Below are 18,253 nucleotides of genomic sequence, written 5' to 3' on the forward strand. Positions count from 1 at the left end.
CCGCCAAGCGAAGCGCTGGCGCTGGCAATTCAACAGGGCGACGTTGCCGAGCTGCAGCGGATGTGGCCAGAGATTGTGACCACCCAGCACGCGCAATTCGTTCAGGTGTGGCGGCAGTTACCGCTGGATACCCAGCGCCGTCATCTGGCTCATTTTTCCAGGCAATTCAGCCCCGCCCAACAGGCTGAACTGGCTCAGATGCTGGAATCTTCCAAGCCTGCCTCACCAGTTACCGGCGATGCCGTGCTGGCAGACGGCGCCAAAGTTCAGGCGCCAGCCGCCACTGATATCTATCAAACAGCAATCCTGGCCTTGATCCCGCCAAGCGAAGCGCTGGCGCTGGCAATTCAACAGGGCGACGTTGCCGAGCTGCAGCGACTGTGGCCAGAGATTGTCACCACCCAGCGCGAGCAATTCCTGCAAGTGTGGCAGCAGTTACCGCTGGATACCCAGCGCCGTCATCTGGCTCATTTTTCCAGGCAATTCAGCCTCGCCCAACAGGCTGAACTGGCTCAGATGCTGGAATCTTCCAAGCCTGCCTCACCAGTTACCGGCGATGCCGTGCTGGCAGACGGCGCCAAAGTTCAGGCGCCAGCCGCCACTGATATCTATCAAACAGCAATCCTGGCCTTGATCCCGCCAAGCGAAGCGCTGGCGCTGGCAATTCAACAGGGCGATGTTGCCGGGCTGCAACGGATGTGGCCAGAGATTGTCACCGCCCAGCGGGCGCAATTCCTGCAAGCGTGGCAACAGTTGCCGCGCGAGCTGCAGCGTAGTCGTTTCGTGTTGCTCAATAAGCAGCTTGCTGCTGAACAGCAGGCTGAACTGGCTGGGATGCTCCATTTTGCTGGCCTGGCGCCACAGGGTCCTGGCGATCATCGGCCATCGGACGCAATGGCCGATGATGCGCAAGGCCGCAGCCCGGAGACCTGGAGGGAGAATTTCAATCCTGCCGAGGTGCTGCAACCGGCCGGGCTGGCCGGGGACGGGGCGGCTGCAATGGCCTCGCCCTTGGGACAGCCTTCTCCACGCGGGCCGTTGGCGCCGCCGCAGGCCGGCCAGACAGCGCCGCCGCAGGATCCGGGTCCAGCCAGTATCGCTACCGCTCCCGTAAAAGACTTACCGGACGGTCTTGCCAGCACAGCCATGATTGGGGCTGCGCCAACCAGCCTGGCGATGGAGCCATCGCTGGCAAACTTTCGCGACTGGGTACGGCATACAGTGGATCTGGCGCAATTGCAGCTGACGTTGCCGGAGTTGCGGCAATGGCTGAACTGGTGGCTGATGCAAGATGCGAAACTGCTCAATCAGGATTGCAGCCTGATGCTCGACGCCATCGATCTTTACTGTGGGCAAGCCGCTGACCGCGTCCAGTTCATGAAGCTGGTGCTGACCGACTTGCGTGCCGGCAATGCGCTGGATCTGGAAGCACGGGCCGGGCAATCGGGACAGGCAGCGATGGAAGCCGAGCGGCCGTTCGCCATGGACGCCATCAGCACGCTGACATCGCATGACGCCTTGCGCGATTTCATTCGCCAGCATCGGCATGAGGATGAGCAACTGCGCAACCTGAATTCGACCCAGCTGCATCAGCTGCTACGCGCGTGGCTGCTTGCACAGCAGGCCGACGGGGCGTTTCCGCTGATCCTGGCGGCGGTGGAAAAGCATGCCTTGCAGGCGCCGTCAGCACATGCGTTCTTTCGGCAGGTATTGCAACATCTGCTCGATGGCAGCGTGCTGGACTTTGATCTGATGACGAAGCAGGCCGGGCCTCAGGCGCAGGCGCTACTCCAGTGGCAGGGTGGGGGGGCGCCGGCCGGCCAGCATGCAGCGGTGTCCGCTGCTGCGCCGGACACACCTGTGCCGCCCCCCGTATCACCGCTGCCGCTCTTGCTGCAGCAAAATCTTTCCCAGCGTCTGGCGGATGCCATGCTGCAAGGCGACCTGACGCCGCTGCACGGCATCTGGTCCGAGATCGCGCGCTTTCATGCCGATGTACTTGCCGAGGCGGCCCGGCGGTATTTGCGCCGGGCCGACGTCCGGGACAAACTGATAGCCCGCGCGGATGCTGGCATGCTGAGGATTTTGCTGCACGCCATATCTGTGCCGGTCGCGCAATTTGTCGACCTGGTCTGGCCGCACGCTGCACAGTGCAATGCCGTGCTTGCCAACCCGCTGCCAGCGCAAGCGTTCGAGCAGCGCCTGTTACGCTTTGCCTTCACGCAGGCACTGGAAGCTGTTGCTGTCGACTGGATGGCCGCCCTGTTCCAGGCGCTGGCCGGGGCGCAGATCGGCCCGGCACAGTATCTGACCAGCGCGCATGCATGGCGCCAGATATTGCCTGCGCATCAGGCGTTCGACCAGGCGCTTCTTGGCCGGACATATATGGCCGCGCTCGGACAGGATTTGCCGCGGTTTGCCGATGGCAGCGTGGCGCCGGCGCTGCGTGCCATGCTGATCAGCGAGCTATGCGGCCACTATCCGGCGCTGGCAGCCGAGCTGCTTTCTGAAGTTGATCTGCAGCAAGCAGACCCGGCCATTTTCAGCGTGCAGGAGTGGCAAGCCTTGAGGCAAGCAGGGCGGGCCGTCCCTGATCCCGGCGCGTGGCGTGGCCATGCGACCGGTCCGGCGCAGCGCCAGGCGCATGGCACGGTGTCCGAAGCCATGCTCAGCATCCTGCTGCTGCGCACCGAGCCACCTGGGCCGACTGAAAGCGCCTGCATGGGCTTGCTGCTACAGCGCCTGCTGGACACCTTGGGGGACGCGCACGCCAGCGTATCTGGCGTATCCGGCGCCCTGGAAAGCGCGCTGTCGCAGCCTGCCGCCATCGACCGCCTGGTCGCCGTGCTCCCCGGTCCGGTGCTGGCGCGCCTGCTGGTCCAATTGCAGCCGCAACTGGCGGCACAACTGCCATCGCTGCTGCGCGCGATTGCCGACGCCGTGGCGATCCCGAACGTTCCCGCCATGCAGGATGAACACATCTGGCGCGCCATTTATCAATCCGCCTTTATTGCCGCCGACCCGGTTGCTCCGGCCGAGTTCATGCGTGCCTTCGTGCACCGCGTGACCGGGCGCGAGGATGCGCCGCTGCTGTCCATCACTTTCACGGGCACGCGCGAAGAGCTGGTCAACACGCTGTTCCAGCCGCTGGCGGCGCCCGTTCAGCCAGGGCAGCCAGATCAGCCAGGGCAGCCATTTGCGCCGCTGCACCTGCCGGAAGAAGCGCCCGCGTGGAGCGGCGAAGCGAATGTGCGCAACGCCGGCATGGTGATCATCGCCACCTATATGCAGCGCCTGTTCGGTATGCTCGATATCACCGTCGATGGCCGCTTTGCCAGCGAAGAAGCGGTGCAGCGCGCCGTGCATTTGTTGCAATACGCGATCACGGGCGAGCAGCAGACACCGGAATATCAATTGACGCTGAACAAGCTATTTTGCGGCATCCACGGCGGCTTGCCCATCGTCAGCGGGATTCGTATCACGCAGCAGGAGCAAGACACCATCGAACAGATGCTGCAAGCGGTAATCGCGCACTGGGGGGCGCTGGGCAACACGTCCATCGCCGGTTTGCGCGAAACCTTTTTGCAACGCGAGGGGCAACTGTATTTCCAGGACGATGCCTGGCATCTCAAGATCCCGCAGCGCCCCTTTGACATGCTGCTGGACCGCCTGCCATGGAGTTTTTCGATGATCCGTTTCCCCTGGATGGCGTATCCGCTGCACGTCAGCTGGCGTTAGCACACAAACATACAAGCACATGAGAGCACAAGATGCATGACATAGCCGATTGTCTGGAACGCGAGGTGGCCTGGTTCACCCGGGTATGCGACGCGCGTTTCGAGGCTTATTTCAAGGCCGGCGAGGAGCATGCCGACCTGGCCCTGCAATGCCCGCCGCCCGAGCTGTCCGGCGACGATTGCCCGTATGCGCGGCTGGTGCGCGAATACGGCATGGGGTTTGCCGAACGTGTGGTGCTGATGCTGGCGTTCATGCCGCACCTGCGGCCGCAGGTGCTCGACATGTTCCTGCTGCAAAACGCGGCGCTGGGGCGCGGTTTCAGCGAAATCGGCGGCTGGCGCGGCAAGTTGCACACGGGTTTTTTGCCGACCTGCGAGACGGCGGCCTTCCTGCTGGCTGGCGCCGATATCGGCATGCGTTTCCAGGTCGCTGCCCTGTTCAAGGACGGGCACTTCTTCAGCCGCAGCGGCATGCTGAAGTTCGGCCATGATGCCAGCGGGGAGCCGGTATTCGGCTCGGCTTTGATCCTGAGCAATGAATATCTGCAGCGTTTATCGGATGGCGAGGTGCACAAGCCCGATTTCAGCGCCAGTTTTCCAGCCAAGCTGATGCAGACCCGGCTGGATTGGAGCGACCTGGTACTGAACGCGGAGGTGATGGAGGAAATCGACCAGATCGTCACCTGGCTGCGCCAGCCACAGCACATCCTGCGTTCCTGGGGGCTGGAAAAAACCGTCAAGCCAGGTTACCGCAGTCTGTTTTACGGCCCGCCCGGTACCGGCAAGACCCTGACCGCCAGCCTGATCGGCAAGGCCGTGGGGGCCGATGTCTACCGCATCGACTTGTCCATGGTGGTCTCCAAGTACATCGGCGAGACGGAAAAAAACCTCGCCAATGTGTTTGACCAGGCGCAAAACAAGAATTGGATACTGTTTTTCGACGAGGCGGACGCCTTGTTCGGGCGGCGTACGCAAACCAGTAACTCGAATGACCGCCACGCCAATCAGGAAATCTCCTACCTGCTGCAGCGGGTCGAGGATTTTCCCGGCGTCGTCATCCTGGCCACCAACCTGAAGGCGAATATCGACCCGGCGTTCTCGCGCCGCTTTCAGAGCGAGGTGTACTTCTCCATGCCCGATAGCGAGCAGCGCCAGCGCCTGTGGCTGGGTTTGTTCAGCGAGCCGAGCCGGCTGGGCAGCGACGTGAATTTTCAAACGATAGCGGAAAAATACGAGCTGGCCGGCGGCGCCTTGCTGAACGTTGCGCGCTACGCAGCGATCCGCGCCGTCAAGCAGGGCCGTGAATACATCGTGCAGGATGATTTGATTGCGGGTATCGGCAAGGAATTAATCAAGGATGGGAAGACATTGTGAAACATTTTTTCGATATTTTCGATATCAGGCGCCTCAAGAGAATCGGCATGCTGGCGATCCGGTATCCGGCCTGGAGTCTGTTGCTGGCTTGCGGCCTGGTCTGCGCATCCGATACGGGCAAGGCACAGCCTGCGCAGCCGGCCGTTGCCGTCACGGCAGCCGTGCCTGCCGCCGCTGCCTTTACCCTGGTCGGTTATGACCGCCAGATCCAGCGCGCTGATTTCGATGGCCTGGGCAAGGCGGCTGTGCTGCAATTGCAAAAGCAGCTGCAGGGCATTTACCACGGCCTGCCCGATTGGCAGACCGACTATGTGATGAAAGAGCGGCCGTTGAACGACGGCATCGTGGGGCCGGTCACCCTGTCGTGGCTGCAGCGCTACGGCTACAACTTCAAGGTCAGGACCGGCCCGGCTTATGCGCGGGCCCTGCCGGCCCATGTGGAGCGCATCGCTGCGTTCGGCAAGACCCATCCGGACGCACTTGCCGTATTGCTCAGCAAAGAGTTTGACGCCTGGGACGAGAGCCAGCCTGCCGCCGTCAAGGCCAGCGATTATGCGATCCGGCGGCAGGGCCAGGAACCCGAATTGCTGGCGCTGGTCAGCCGGTTTCGCGCCAGCCAGGCGCCCGCGCTGGCGCCGCGCGCCACCGAGAGCAAGAGCGACAGCGGTGCTTTTTTTACCTATAGCCTGAACCAGGATGACCTGGTGATACTGGCCGGGAAAAACCAGTTGCAGGCCATGCTGGGCACGCTCAAGGACAAGAAATTCCGCTCGCTCGAAGAGATGGAGGTGGCGCTGCTGAAAGCCATCGGTGGCAGGGAGGCGCTGCTCAAATCGCTGTGGCCCGTGGTCAGGAGCCAGGCACAGGATTTTTATGGCTACCGCATCAATGATGCGGCCTTGAATAAACTGGCAAAGGATGGCCAGTTGAAAGGCGACAATAGCCTCGATGATGGCGGCAAGCCGCTTGACAGTCCGCTCGACCGCCTGCGTCGCCTGGGCACGGTATATTTGCCATCGCGCGCCGACTTTGAGGAGTTCATCGATACGCAGAATACCGACAATGGGCTGGCGCTCACGGACGAAGACAGGCGTGTGCTGGAGCAGGGGACGCGGGTGTTCGATAACTACCATCTCGATGAGCAGGCCCTGAACACGATACAGGACCAGCTGAAAAACAATATCCTCAACGTTGGCATACCGGAAACATTGGTGCGCATGTTGACCGAGATCAAGGATGTCGATTATCCCGACGCCGCCGTGTTTCGCAGCGCCGCGATCTCGAAGATCGACTTCGGCCTGGCCATGTGCAGGCTCAATTCGCCGAGCAACAATGCCTATGTGGCCACGCTGCGCATTTCCGACGTGGACATGGCGGCCTTGCAAAAACAGTTGCAGGCCTTGCCGCAGTATGCGATTGGCGGGATCGAACACCGGACCTGGGACTGGGACGCCGCTTTCAAGATGATCAATGACTTGCGCGCCCGGGTCGATGTCTGCGATGCGAAAACCGACAAGGACAGCAAGCAGCTGGTACAGGATATCTACCAGATCTACCTGGGCGGGACGATAGAGAGCCTGGCCCGCAAGAAAATGCCGGACCAGCTTGCCGTGCCCAATATCATCGGCGGCCAGTGCGGCTGCGCATGGGACGAGTTGCCGAGCACCATCTACGCCTTCTACCCCTACTGGAAAAGTGCGAAAGAGGCACAGGCCATCAACTTTCACGCGCTGAACCGGGTGGCCTATATGGGCTTGACGGTCGACAACGTCGGCAATTTCATGCTGGGGACAAATAACTATGATCTGACATCCGCGAAGGAAACGGAAACCAACTTTGTGCGCATCGCCCATCAGTACAACTCCAAGGTGGACTGGACGATCCAGAAAAATGACTGGGATGGTGACTGGAAGAATTTTTCCGAGCAAAGCAAGGTGGCCGTGCTGGCCCAGGTCCGCAGCAATATCCTGGCCCTGCTGACGGCGCCGCTGCAAGACCTGACATCGCGGCTGCAGGCCCATACCACCTTCGGGCTCGAGCCCCGGCCCCGGCGTGGCGACGGCGTCACGCTGTACTTTCCGAATTACCCGGACGATCCCAATTCAACCCGGCTGTTCAATGATTTTTTCAAGCACTTGCGCATGCAGCTGGAGGAGCAGGGACTGGGGCTGAATCTGCTGGTTTCGCAGGATGTTTTGATTGGCGGTAAAACGCCCGGTCTGGGCACCTTTGGCTTGAACAACCTGATCAGCCTGCGCAAGCAGCGCCTGTCCACCGCGCCGCGGCGCGCGGGCGGCACGCAAAGCGATGAATTTATCCTGGTACTGATGAATGAACCCAGTTCCGACGCCAAGAAAGCCTTGCGCACCAGCATCGAAGATAGTTCCTTGCTGCATGGCGCCGAGCGGATCGACTTCTTGCGCAATATCCTGCCGGTGCTGCACTTCGATAACCATAACTGGCAGCAGCTGGAAGACGACATCGTGTATGCCCGCGATAATTTTGGCGGCATGGGCTTATGGGCGCCGGACTTCAACAACCTGGCGCAACCGGTCAAGGATCCCGCGCTGTCCTGCCTGAAGTCGGAGCTGTTGAGTGCCTGCCTGTTAAGGGATTACACGAAACCCAACGCGCAGGTCAGCGTGCCTGGCCAACTGGAGATGATCGCCTGCATCCAGCGCTGGACCTTGCGGGTGGTGCTGTTCGCCTTGCTGCTGCTGGGCGCCGTACTGGCCGCACTGTTCTTCTGGCGGTGCGAGGTGCGCAGGCGCATCAGGAAATACCTGGGATGGGTGGTGGCGTCGATAGGCTTGCCGGCCTTGCTGATCGTGTTTCTACTGTTTGCCTACGATCCGCTGCTGTGGGCGCTGTCGTCGAGTAACTGGCCGTTTATTTTCCTGGCCGTCTGCGTCGCGGTCGGGATCGGCTTATTCATCTACTGGCGCAAGGAGCAGCGTTTGCCTACCCGCCAGCGCAGCATGGCGGCGCGCGCCGATATCGGCTTTCCTATCCTGGTCTGGCGCACGGAGGCCAATGAGCACGGCTTCCAGTGGATCATCACGAATAACGGCAGCGGCTACGCGACCATTAAAAAGATGGAAATCCTGTTCGACCAGCTGCCGTTCGCGGACATCAAGGCGGCGCTGGAATCGGTATTTGGCGCCGATAACAAGCTGCACTGGAAGAGTCCGCAGCTCGAAGGGCAGCGGCTCGAGGCGGGCGCGGAGCTGCTGGCGCTGAGCATTGCCGAAGCGGCAACGGCCAGGGCAGTGCAGGCCAAGCTGGACGAGCACGAGCTGGAATTGCATATCCTGTATGGCGGCGCCGGTAGCGAAACCTGGGTCAGCGATGGCAAGGGCGTGCGTTCGATTTCCTTCATGTAACAACGGGTACTTGTTTGTAATGGCAATGCTTGACAGGGAGTGCAGACATGAAAGTACGATCAACACATCGCCAGGATGGCGAAAACGGCGAGCGGGCGGCAAGTGCGGTACAAGGCCCGGCGCAAAGGCGCCAGGCGCTGGCCCCATCGCACTATCAGCAGATGGCAAGCAGCTCGGCCCGTACCGCACAACTGATGGAGCGGGCCGGCATGATGGCTGGCGCAGCACCCGTGCAGCGGGTGGAAGAAGAGGAACCGTTGCAAGCGAAGTTTGATACCGCGCAGTTACAGGAAGAAGAGGACCCCCTGCAAGGCAAGTTTCCCGCCCAGCGCGTGGAAAAACCGAATGATACGGGCTTGCCGCAGCAGCTCAAGGCAGGCATGGAATCCTTGTCCGGCATGAGCCTGGACCATGTCAAGGTGCACTACAACTCCGACAAGCCGGCCCAGCTCAACGCGCATGCGTATGCGCAGGGCAGCGAGATACACGTGGCGCCGGGACAGGAACAGCACCTGCCGCACGAAGCCTGGCATGTGGTGCAACAGGCGCAGGGACGGGTCCAGGCTACCATGCAGATGAAGGAAGGCATGCCGGTCAATGACGATGTAGGGCTGGAGCGTGAGGCCGATGTGATGGGGGCTAAGGCGATGGCGGTGCAGCTTTCGGCAGATGCGATGGGATCTATGCCATCAATCCCGGGTTCTGCGACACAACGACAAGTGCTACAAAGAACAATTGGTATCGGGGCTGGCGTGGCAGTTGAGCAAAAGAGCCTGATTTATCTTGCAGTGCAGTTGACGAATTACATGGGCGACTATGATTATGCGCGCACGTCTTTAACCGCCTTGGACGGGAATAACTACGATACGATGATACTGCTCCAAGCGGCCATGCCGGCACCGCTGACCGCAGATCAGGTGTTCATTGGTGGTGCAGCTGTCACAATCGTAGGCATTGGAGGCCGTTGTAATGAACATATGACTCAGGGTGGGGTTGTGGCGGAGTTACGTAGGAATAAAGCTGCTATCAGCATTGCCAATGGTAACGATCAAAGAATACAGATTGGAAGGGGATTGGTCGACGGCTGGAAGTGGGGCTATGTATGCCTGAAATTCGTTGGTGGCCAGCTAAGATACTGGCATGCGCACGATGGTTTTCAAGTGGGCTGATAATGTTGTTGGCAGCCATTGATAGTTAGCGGACCTGATCTGAAATCGCGGCTTTGAACCACCCCAAAAGCCGAACCTCGGCTCTTTGGGCGGCTGCTTCTCAATCCATTTACTAAGTTTAGCGACAATACTGAGCGCCCAGCGGCTGGTTGGCCACTTCGGGATCGAGTTCGCCTTTCTTCTGCGGCGTCACATAATCGTATACCTTGAGCGTGATGTTGATCTTGCCGGGTTCCGTGTTTGCATTGCAAACCGTGAGCATCTTGCCGCTGAGGCTAATCACGAAATCGCTGAGCTGCTCGACGTCGCCGGTGACCTTCGGCATTTCGAAACGATAATCGGACTCGGCTGTCGTTGGATTGGCGATCTGGAAATTAATCAGGGTATCTGGATTGTTGCAAAGAATCGTTTCGATACAGCTAGGCTCCAGTTTGCCCTCTGCATTCTCGGTCACGGTGACCACGATGTTCTTGAACTCGGCCAAAGGGATGACTAATTGCGCATTGTTGCTCATTGTTGTACCTTTTTGTTGATGTGAAGTGCCATGGCACGGGAGGGGAGAACTTCCTGGTACTGCATTTTGCTCAGTTGCGCTTCCGCCTGCGCTGCTGCAGCGGTGTCGCCGGTGCAACGCGCCGCACGCGCCCACGGCGCCAGCACATTAAAGTCGGCGCTGTCTGTTGCGCTGGCGCGCAGCAGTTCCTGTGCACTGCTGCATGCGGCCAGGGCAGCGGGCAGATTCTGCTCGGCATGCTCAAATTGGGCCTGCAGCAGCAAGGTGTCGGCCAGCGATTCGCGTATCTTCTGGTCTTCCGGGGCCGTTTGCTGCAGCCGCTCGAGCGCCGTGCGCGCCGCCGTCAACTGCTGGCGCGCTGCGCCGCGCTGGTCCAGCTCCCAGTACAAACCCGCGCGCCGTCTGGCGGTCATGGCGCTGAGCCGCTGCAGATTCCATTTTTTTGGCTCCAGCGCAATCAGGATTTCCAGCCTGGCCTGCAGTGCCTGCAAGGTGGCGATTTTTTCACGCGCCGGTTCCGGCTGGGCATCGAGCTGTGTAAGTTGCACCGTATAAAGTGCGGACTGCCAGACGCGGTTACTCGGGTCTTGCTTGACTATGCTTTGCAGCAGCGTTTCGGCTTGTCCGAAATCGGTGCGGGCCAGCTCGACGTTGCCCATTGCCAGATGTAATTCGGCCTGGTGCCACAGCGAGAAAGCGTAGCGCTGGGTCCACAAGCCGTTGTCGGGTACCGCCGCGTGCAAGGCGCCCATGAGGTCAGCCTCGCGCCGGTACAGTTTCATCGCTTCATCGAGCTGGCCGAGCCTGGCGCGCGCGCTGGCCAGCCACGACAGGCTGTTGGCCAGGTCCACGCCCAGGCTTTGCTGTGATGGCTGGCGTTCCAGTGCGCGCGTTTTCAGGGCAATCGATGCTGCGAACTCGTCAGCGGCATGCTTGATGGCGCCACGCCTGAGGGCAACCGTACCCAGGTTGCTGTGCGCGTAGGATTGCTCCATCCAGCTGTCTATGTCGTCCGGGTCGGCCGCGGCCAGGCGATTGCTATACGCCAGGTAGCGTTCGAAGTCGCTTTCGGCAGCGGGCCAGTCGTGCTGGTCCAGTGCGATCTGGCCCAGCCAGAAAGCGTTTGCGCCCATTGCCTTGAGAACAGTCTTGTCATTGTGCGCCTGCAAGGGATGCGATTGCAGGACCTGGCGCGCGGCCAGCAGTGCCTGTCTGGCGCCGGCCGGATCGGCCCGGGCGACCTTGACTTCCGCGAGCACCTGCAGCGCCTGGGCGCGCTGCAGCAATGCTGCGCCATCGCTGTCGTTCGGCCGCGTGGCCGCCAGATAGGAAAGGGCGCGGCCGCTGATGCTGTCGAGCAGGTCGAGGCGGCCCAGGGGACGCAGCTTGTCCACGAAGTCGCCCAGCATGAAACCCATCAGGCTCTCGGCTTCGATCCTGTGCTGCTCGGCCTGCTGCTGCGAAGCGCGCGCAAACAGGCCCAGTACGCTTGCCAGGATCGCCAGGCCCGCCACCATGGCCAGTACTGCTACGCGCCGGCGTTCGCCGCGTTTGACCAGGCGCAACGTTGCCTTGATGAAGTCCTGGTCTTGTCCGCTCAGCTGGAAGCCCGACATCAACAGTTCGCGCGCCTGATTGGCCTGCGTTCCTGGCGGCAGCAGGAAGTCGCGGCTGCGGCCGTTCGATTGCCAGCGCGCCGCCTGGGCACTGATGCGCGTGCGCAATTGCAGCGTATTGCGGTGGTCGGCGATCCAGCTGACTGCCAGCGGCCATCGCCGCAGCAGGGCATCGTGCGCGATACCGAAAGTGGCGACGCCGGCATTGAAATCGCTGACGAACAGGCGTGCATCGACGAAAGCCTGCACCAGTTCCCGCTCCGCCGCGTTGCCCAGGGCAGACCAGGGCAGGTGGCGCGAGGTCACCGGCAATTCTCCCTCCGCAATACTGACCAGTTGCGAAAGTATGTGCGGCAGGGCCGCGAGTTGTTGTGGATCAAGCGCCTGCGTCACCTGTTCGGCCCGCGCCCCGATGGCGCCCTCGATGCCGCCCAGCGCGCGGAACACGGCAAAGCTGAGTTGGCCGTCAGGGGTGCGTTGCCGGTACAGTTCTTGCAGGCAGTACTGCAGGAGCGGCAGTATATCCGGGCGTGACTGCGCTTCGCCACACAGCACTTCATCGAGACTGGTGCCGCTGTCGGGGTCGACATCGAAGCGCAGTTGCGCTGCCTGTGCAGGTTGCCGGATGATCTGCGCGATCTCTGTCTTGTCCGGCGGGTTCAAGTCGAAATGGCCGCCGCGCTGCTTCAGCGTCATCAACGGCGGATAGTGCGCCAGCTGGGGGTAGAAATCGTTGCGGCAGGCCAGGATCACGTCCACCTGTCCGCACTGGGCCAGTTGCTCGAGCACCTCAATGAACGCCGTACGCTGTGCTTCCGCGATATCAGGCAGCCGGAAGAGGGCCTCGAGATGGTCGACCAGCAGCCCCAGTTTTTTTCCCGGCAGTGCTTGCCGGATCTGTCCTGTCACGCTGGCGATGTCCTGTTGCAGACGGTAGCCCAGCACTTCCGCACTGTCGTGCTCGAACAGCAGTTGCTGCCCGGCTTCCGCGTCCAGCAGCACGCTGCCCAATGCCTGGAACAGGCCGCCCTGGCCCACGTCGGCCAGATCGAGATAGAGCTGCCCGGCCAGCCCCAGTTGCGGCAGCAGGCCGGCGCGTATCAAGGAAGTCTTGCCCGAGCCGGAGGGGCCCAGCACCAGCACCATCGCGCAGCCGGCCGCTGTCTGGGCTTGCATGGTCTGCAGCAGCTGGGTGGTGGCGAGCGTGCGCCCGAAGAAGATCGAGGCATGCTGCTCTTCAAAAGCGTGCAGGCCACGGAAGGGCGATGCATGGAGCCAGTTTCCTGCCGGCATCTCCTGGGGGTAGCTGACTTCCGCCAGGACGCGGTAGCCACGCTTGCGGATGGTTTCGATATAGCGTGGCGCCGCGCTGGAGTCGCCCAGGGCCTTGCGCAGCTGGGTGATCACTTTGTGTACCGGATTGTCGCTAATGACTGTACTGCCCCAGCACGTTTCCAGCAAATGTTCCGCTGACAGTACATCGTTACGCCGCTGACACAAATATTGCAGGACTTCCATGGCGCGTGGTTCCAGCTGGCGGCATAAGGCGCCATTCACCAGGGAATTTGTGGCTGGATTGACCTGCCATTCGCCGAACTGAAAACTATTGAGCGATATCGTCAAACCGATCTCCGATTTCTGCCGCCGGCACGTCAAGTCACGACGAGATTCTGCAACGCTTCTTGTTGATCTATCGTAAATGCATTGATTTTAATGGGGGAAATCTTACATGATTTGAAAGTTCCCGGAAAGCAAAAAGAATGAAGCATCTGCAATTCTGTTATTGCCCCGGGAATGAAGCGGTGGGCAAGCCGGACGCCGTTGGCGTAGTGGCCTGACGGCAGCAATTTTCACTGGATCAGCGTGCTTGACAGGCATGCATCGCAGCAGCTCTGTTGCCTGGTGGAAGGGGGGCTGCCGCCGTTTATTCGGACGTGAGCTGACTGGCGACCATGGCGGCCAGCGAGGCGATCATCCGCCGCAGCTCGTCACTATCCCTGGCCAGGTCCTTGAACCCCTTGATCGCCGCAGCCAGCATGCGCGCTGCATCGGGCAGGGCAGGCACCTGACCGTGCCGGGGCCATTGCGCTTGCAAAATTTCCGTCACCAGCTTCTCGAACACTTCGTAGCTGTCGCGCACCGCGCAAAAGCCCAGGTCGAAGACGTCCCTGGCATCGGGGTTGGCCCGCACCAGCTCGTAGCCTTCCACGCCCCAGGAGGTGCAGGCCCAGCTGAGCTTCTCGGCAATGCTGGGCAGGCTGGCCAGTTGCTGCCGTATCTGGGCGATCTTCGCTTCGACCAGGCCGCGGATGACGGCGTCGAACACTTGCTCCTTGTCGGGGAAGGCGGCATACAGCGTCGGGCGTGAGATGCCGGCCGCGCGCGCGACATCGCCCATCGTCGTACGCGCATAGCCGTAGCGCAGAAAGGTGGCCGTCGCCGCCGCGACGATTTGCTGGCGCCGGGCCAGCGTGGCCTCGTGGATTTCAGTCATGTGCGCAAATTTGATATTTTGAACAGATTGACACAGATTGTAAATCGGAATAAATTTACATTTTTATTTAAAATGTCAAATTGAAAGAGGCTTTACATGGCTGTGCAAAAAGTATGGTTTGTCACTGGCGCAACCCGCGGCTTTGGCCGCCACTGGATAGAAGCGGCCCTGGCGCGTGGCGACAAGGTGGCGGCGACCGCCCGCGACCCCAAGGCGCTGGCAGGGCTGGCGCAGCAATATGGCGATGCGCTGCTGGTGCTGAAGGTCGATGTCACCGACCGCGCTGGCGTGTTCGCCGCCGTCGCGCAAGCCCACCAGCATTTTGGCCGGCTCGATGTGGTGCTCAGCAACGCAGGCTTTGGCTACATGAGCGCGATTGAAGAAGCCACGGTGGAAGACACGCGCGCCGTATTCGAAACCAACGTCTTCGGCACCCTGTCGCTGGTGCAAGCCGCATTGCCGCTGCTGCGGGCGCAAGGCCATGGCCACATCATCCTGGTGTCCAGCGTGGCCGGCGTGGTGGCCGTGCCGATCGCCGGCGTTTACGAAGCCACCAAGTTTGCCGTGGAAGCCATCGGCGAGGCGCTGGCGGCGGAAGTGGCCGAGTTTGGCATCAAGGTCAGCCTGGTCGAGCCGGGCGGCTACGCCACCGATTTCCTCAGCAGCACCTCGGTGCGCAATGCCGAGCCGATAGCCGCTTACGACGGTGTGCGCGAGCAACTCGCCGCCATGCTGACACCCGACTCGCTGGGCGATCCGCTAGCCACGTCCGCGGCGATCCTGAAATTGGTCGATGCGGAACAGCCGCCGCTGCGGCTGATCCTGGGCAATTTGCTGCCGTTTGTGCAAAACGTCTACGCCGAGCGCCTGAAGACCTGGGACGACTGGCAAGACGTATCGCTGGCCGCCATGCGCGTTGAACCAAAAGGGGATCAGGCATGATCATCGTTGCCGGGCAGGTCGACTTCGACCCCCGCTATCTGTCCGAGATCCTGGCAGACATCCGGGCACTCGAGGTTGCCACCCGCCTGGAAGACGGCTGCCTCTACTACGCGATGGCCTTCGACGACCTGGAGACCGGCCACGCCACCGTGCTCGAGCGCTGGCGCGACGAAGCCGCACTCAACGCCCACCTGCGCACGCCCGGCCTGAAAGCATTCCAGGAGCGCAACCTGCCGCGCGCGAAACACTTCTCGATCAAGCTCTACGAGATCGCTGCAGAGCGTGATCTGGTGGTGCCGGATTAACGTCGTCTTTATACGCCAGGGTAGCGCCTGGCGTCTCTTGCAATACCTGATAAAGCTATAGCGAGCGGATGGGAGTTGTTGTTGGAACGCGGAGCTGTGCCCATGCACGGTGAGGCCGGGCAAGTGAGTATGGAGGCGGCAAATTGAGATGCAGAGCAGGTATTGTTATGGATGGCGCCTCAAATTTCTGGTGATATTCTTACGACGGGAAGAGGCTTTGGTGCGTTCAGGTCCAGTGATTTTTCAGTCTGGGGGCCAAGTTGACCCAATTGAATGATGCCATCAAGAAACGATTTAGCCAGTTGCTTCTCCTTATTGTTCTGGTATACCGCAAGGAGCTGATCCCATCCACCGTCCTCCAGCGTGGGAGCTAACTGCGTAGTAGCCGGTTGCATGGTGCCGAGGAAACTTTTGAGGCGCGCCTCACGATGTCGCTTCCAACCTTCGCCATTTTGCGTGCCGGATGCATGGAAGCGATCGATCAGCCGATCTGCCGCCATCTCCCCGGCAGCACTGAGGGCCTCGATGCTGGCCGCCGGCATATCCAGGTTCAAGCCGCCCTCGTCGGATTTCTGGCTGATTTGCACTATGCGGTCGCGAAAGCCTGCGTATGGAAATATTATCTCGTCGCGCCAGCATTGCATGGTATTAATAATGTCACCAAAGAAGCCCAATAATCCTTTAAATGGTGTTTGATCGTCTGGCGATGCCCAGTGGCGCTGCCGCCCGCCACGGTTATCCTCTGCCAAATAAATGCGCCCCGCATCATTAGCAGCTTGTTCCGGTTCAGTGATGGGGTAGTCTGGATGCGCCGGCTTCAGATTGATCGCAAACGTTGGGTGGTCAGGCAGTATCGAATCGAACATATGCAGCGGCATATTGCTGCTGATACCTCCATCTGAGAACCATACTCTGGTTGCCCGCAGTCGCATGGCTGGCGAATTGCTGCCGATATTCTCCTGCAAACTGCGGTCGACGGCATATAGTGGCACGGCGGATAGCAAGACAGGAAAGCTCAAACTCATCCGTACCGCTACAACCACCGGTAGTTCCGACTGGCGGGGCAGCGGACGCAGCTCCACTCCCGCTGGACTGAATACAGGATTATAGGGAGTCGTACTATCCGATTTGTGCTTGTTCAAGTGCTGCATTACCGCCGGTGGGAACAGGGATTCCCATTCTTGTGGGTCGTAATAAAACGGTGGTGTACCGGTCCGGAATGGAATCTCATAAGCCATTTTCTGGCTGACGGCGGTGGTCATGACAGCCAGATGAATCGCACGCGGCGCGGCAGGATCGCTTTGTCCCCACAGGTCACCAAACGTCAGCGGACTACCGTCCGGATCTAGGCCTGCTAATGAATTGAAATAGCTCGTCAGCCAATTAGTCAAGCCTTCCTGCGCATTGCTACTGGCATCTTCCGGCGTATGGCCACTGCAGAGGCCATAACCATTCTTGTGCAGTCCCGCCATCATCCCCTGCGCAAATAGCGTGCCGAGCAAAGTAATCAATCCCATCCAGAATAATAATTCAACGACGATAATGGAAAGTGCCGTAGCTATAAGTTGTAATGGAGAAGCGTCCACTGCCTCTGCAAGCAAAGGGAGTAAGGTCAAACCAAACAATGCCAATATGTAAATTGCAACCAGTGCCCAGCGACGCTGGAAGGCGCTGGCCACTGCAGGGGCACCCAGCGAGGGCAGCAACAGTTTCATACTCAATGCCAGAGGGGCAATTGCCAGTATCCCGGCGTTGGGATTCAAGGCCTTGAAAAAGGGCCATAGCAAGAGACTGCCCAGCAGTATGCATGCGGCGACAATGGCCGCATGCATGTTGAGCATACTAAATAGGAGGCCTGACAGAGGCTGCTGCTGGGGCTTGTTCAATGCCTGTACCAATACGGAGAAACATTGTCTCAGCTCTTTGCTTGGCTGAAACAGGGAGAAAAGCTTGGAGCGGCCGTCGGCTGTCACGACCTCACCAAGCCACTCTGGAAGTTTGGCAAGCGTGTCGAAGGAAGTCGGATTACTATGACTGCGGCCGTACTCCGCCGCAGCGCAGGCGCCGGCCGCTATTGCGCCAGCTGAAGTGCCACCGATATTTTTGAAGGTGTACTTTGAAGCGAGACGCGCGATTAACTTGGGGTATATAACACCGCTGGTGATTCCTCCCTTCATCACAAGATCGCATTGCTCAAGAGGTGGAGGTGACATGCTCATCGAATTGGCTAGGTATTAAGGTGTGAAAAGAAAGGAAAAGATTATCCATGTTGTAAACAAATAAAAATTCACACATTGTAACTATTTGAATAAGCAGGATTTCCTGACTTGTGATGATGCGAGGTGTTTTTTGTGGTGTCGAACAAATGATAAAATGGCTGAATAAATTTTTTGGTAAAAAACAGTGGAAAAGGTGGCGTCCAGGGATATTGAAATACCCAATGAAATTGTTATGGTTAGTAACAATCAACCTGCCTGGACACGTTGCGAGTTTACGGTAAATGTTGATGTGGGTAAATTCTCGATGCATCTGGCTTATGAGAAGCGTGCATTCAGAGAAGGTTCGTTGCGTTAATGCGGCAATGATTTTATACGGCAACATTAAATAGGGAAAGCATGAGTGCGGAATTGAATATCGCGCAGATCTTGTACGATACCGATGAAGTGAAATTCCGATATGCCCGCATAGTTGCTGAAGATGGCAGCCGCTGGATACGTGA

General features: G+C 59.8%; 10 protein-coding genes. 6 read left to right on the forward strand and 4 right to left on the reverse strand.

The window, feature by feature from the left end; all coding sequences use genetic code 11:
* The 4 genes from ACL9RI_RS10590 to ACL9RI_RS10605 form a co-directional block, all read left to right on the forward strand.
* A partial coding sequence (locus ACL9RI_RS10590; protein ID WP_422726530.1) for a contractile injection system tape measure protein occupies window positions 1-3,738 on the forward strand: 3,738 nt, incomplete at its 5' end.
* A gap of 32 nt (window positions 3,739-3,770) precedes the next feature.
* Complete coding sequence (locus ACL9RI_RS10595; protein ID WP_422726531.1) at window positions 3,771-5,111, forward strand: ATP-binding protein; 1,341 nt, start codon at window positions 3,771-3,773, stop codon at window positions 5,109-5,111.
* A gap of 47 nt (window positions 5,112-5,158) precedes the next feature.
* Entirely contained in the window at window positions 5,159-8,494 is a 3,336-nt protein-coding gene (locus tag ACL9RI_RS10600) for a hypothetical protein (protein WP_422726532.1), read from the forward strand.
* A gap of 47 nt (window positions 8,495-8,541) precedes the next feature.
* Window positions 8,542-9,663: a DUF4157 domain-containing protein gene (locus ACL9RI_RS10605; RefSeq protein WP_422726533.1), complete on the forward strand. Its 1,122-nt coding sequence runs from the start codon at window positions 8,542-8,544 to the stop codon at window positions 9,661-9,663.
* A 118-nt stretch (window positions 9,664-9,781) separates the two neighbouring features.
* Here ACL9RI_RS10605 and ACL9RI_RS10610 read toward each other — a convergent pair whose 3' ends face one another.
* The 3 genes from ACL9RI_RS10610 to ACL9RI_RS10620 all read right to left on the reverse strand — a co-directional run bounded on the left by ACL9RI_RS10610 (window position 9,782) and on the right by ACL9RI_RS10620 (window position 14,287).
* Window positions 9,782-10,177 carry a hypothetical protein gene (locus ACL9RI_RS10610; RefSeq protein ID WP_422726534.1) on the reverse strand — a complete coding sequence of 132 codons (396 nt, stop codon included), beginning with the start codon at window positions 10,175-10,177 and terminating at the stop codon, window positions 9,782-9,784.
* Window positions 10,174-13,416, reverse strand: coding sequence for a winged helix-turn-helix domain-containing protein (locus ACL9RI_RS10615; RefSeq protein ID WP_422726535.1), 3,243 nt, complete (start codon window positions 13,414-13,416; stop codon window positions 10,174-10,176). The genes ACL9RI_RS10610 and ACL9RI_RS10615 overlap by 4 nt, the downstream gene beginning before the upstream one ends.
* 301 nt (window positions 13,417-13,717) lie before the next feature.
* Entirely contained in the window at window positions 13,718-14,287 is a 570-nt protein-coding gene (locus ACL9RI_RS10620; RefSeq protein WP_422726536.1) for a TetR/AcrR family transcriptional regulator, read from the reverse strand.
* A 96-nt stretch (window positions 14,288-14,383) separates the two neighbouring features.
* On the opposite strand from ACL9RI_RS10620, the gene ACL9RI_RS10625 reads away from it, so the two are divergent.
* Window positions 14,384-15,229, forward strand: coding sequence for an SDR family NAD(P)-dependent oxidoreductase (locus ACL9RI_RS10625; protein WP_422726537.1), 846 nt, complete (start codon window positions 14,384-14,386; stop codon window positions 15,227-15,229).
* Window positions 15,226-15,534: a putative quinol monooxygenase gene (locus tag ACL9RI_RS10630; RefSeq protein WP_422726538.1), complete on the forward strand. Its 309-nt coding sequence runs from the start codon at window positions 15,226-15,228 to the stop codon at window positions 15,532-15,534. Before ACL9RI_RS10625 ends, ACL9RI_RS10630 begins: the two co-directional genes overlap by 4 nt.
* Before the next feature lie 179 nt (window positions 15,535-15,713).
* Here the strand turns inward: ACL9RI_RS10630 and ACL9RI_RS10635 are convergent, their stop codons facing one another.
* Window positions 15,714-17,711 (reverse strand): hypothetical protein, encoded by a 1,998-nt coding sequence (locus tag ACL9RI_RS10635; protein WP_422726539.1) that lies wholly within the window; start codon window positions 17,709-17,711, stop codon window positions 15,714-15,716.
* Between the last annotated feature and the right edge of the window lie 542 nt (window positions 17,712-18,253).

The sequence above is a fragment of the Janthinobacterium sp. Mn2066 genome, assembly GCF_049319705.1.
Classification (GTDB): Bacteria; Pseudomonadota; Gammaproteobacteria; order Burkholderiales; family Burkholderiaceae_D; genus Janthinobacterium.